The organism is Mycolicibacterium iranicum (assembly GCF_002101705.1).
Classification (GTDB): Bacteria; Actinomycetota; Actinomycetes; order Mycobacteriales; family Mycobacteriaceae; genus Mycobacterium; species Mycobacterium iranicum.
In genome coordinates this window covers 1-1,284 of record NZ_LQPC01000048.1, presented here as the reverse complement: position 1 = coordinate 1,284, position 1,284 = coordinate 1, and the positions used below count along the sequence as shown (strand labels likewise).

Below are 1,284 nucleotides of genomic sequence, written 5' to 3'. Positions count from 1 at the left end.
GGCGACAGCCGGACCTACGTTTGTAGGTTCGGCTGTTGTCGTTTCGGGGGTTGTCGGGTGGGTCCTTTGGGTGCTCCGGTGGGTTGGTAGTCGCGGTTTGGGTCGAGGGTCAGTTCGCGGAGCAGCTCTCCGGTGGCGGCGTTGACGACCCGTATCTGGAGGTCGTGGACGAGCAGGATGACGCAGGTTCCGGCGTGGATTCGTCCGATGCCGATGTGGTGTAGACGGCTGTTGTGGCGCAGGGTCACCGACCCTGCTTTGTCGACGGTGTCGTGTCGGATGCGGTCGTGGGCGTCGGGGTGAGACGGTGGTCCGGGGGTGGCTTTGGGCATCGTGTTGTAGAGGGCGGCCGGGGTGGCTCGGTGTGGCAGGGACCGGTGTGGTCGGCGGTGGTTGTATTCGTCGCAGAAGCTATCGATGAGGGTTTGGAGCTCGGCGATCGTGTGCGGTTGGCCGGGTTGGGCGTGTAGCCATTTCTTCATGGTCTGTTGGAATCTTTCGACTTTGCCGCAGGTGGTGGGGTGGCTGGGGCGGGAGTTCTTTTGGACGATGTGATGTCGACGCAGTTCGGCTTCAAAGCTGTTGCGTCCGCCTTTGCCGCCGGCCAATCGCACGGTGTAGACCATGCCGTTGTCGGTCAGTGTGGAGGCTGGGATTCCCTGGCGGGCAATGGTTGTGCGGAATGTGGCAACAACGATCGGCGTGGTGATGCGGGGGTGGGCGCTGACGTGCAGGGCGTAGCGGGTGCAGTCGTCGAGCCAGCTGATGATTTCCACGCTGGCGCCGGGTCGGCCGTCAGGGCGGGTGAGTCGGTAGTGGGTGAAGTCTGATTGCCAAGTCTGGTTGGGCATTACGGCCTGGAACCGGACGTAGGAGGACTTGGGTCGCTTCTTGGGCTGCGGGGTGATGAGGCCGGCGGCCACCAGATGTCGGCTGATCGTCGAGCGGGAGAGTCGGTGTCCGTGGCGGTGGTGAAGGTGCCAGGCGATGGTGTCGGGTCCGGCATCGAGGCCGGCGGCGGTCAGCTCGCTGCGTAGACGCACGATCAGCTCGACAACGTGCGGTGCGGTGGCGCCCGGGCAGGTTTTCGGTCGCCGCGAGCGGGGCTCGAGGGCAGCATGGCCCTCAGCCTCGTAGCGGGCCTTGAGCTTGTACACCCAGCTGCGGTGCACACCGTAACGCGCCGAGACTTCGGCTGGGCTCTGGTGGTCGACGAACAACGCGGTCAGGACCAGACGGGCCTTTGACGTGGGTTGCGGCATCCCCGAGCATCACGCCGAGCCG

Annotated in this window: 1 protein-coding gene; it reads right to left on the bottom strand. The window is 65.1% G+C overall.

Features of this window, described 5'->3' with window-relative positions:
* Nucleotides 1-14: 14 nt before the first annotated feature.
* Nucleotides 15-1,262 (bottom strand): IS481 family transposase, encoded by a 1,248-nt coding sequence (locus AWC12_RS24070; protein ID WP_085177473.1) that lies wholly within the window; start codon nt 1,260-1,262, stop codon nt 15-17.
* Nucleotides 1,263-1,284 lie beyond the last annotated feature (22 nt).

Excerpts from the sequence above, each read along its gene's own strand:
- AWC12_RS24070 (WP_085177473.1), bottom strand. The coding sequence starts at position 1,262 with ATGCCGCAACCCACGTCAAAGGCCCGTCTGGTCCTGACCGCGTTGTTC.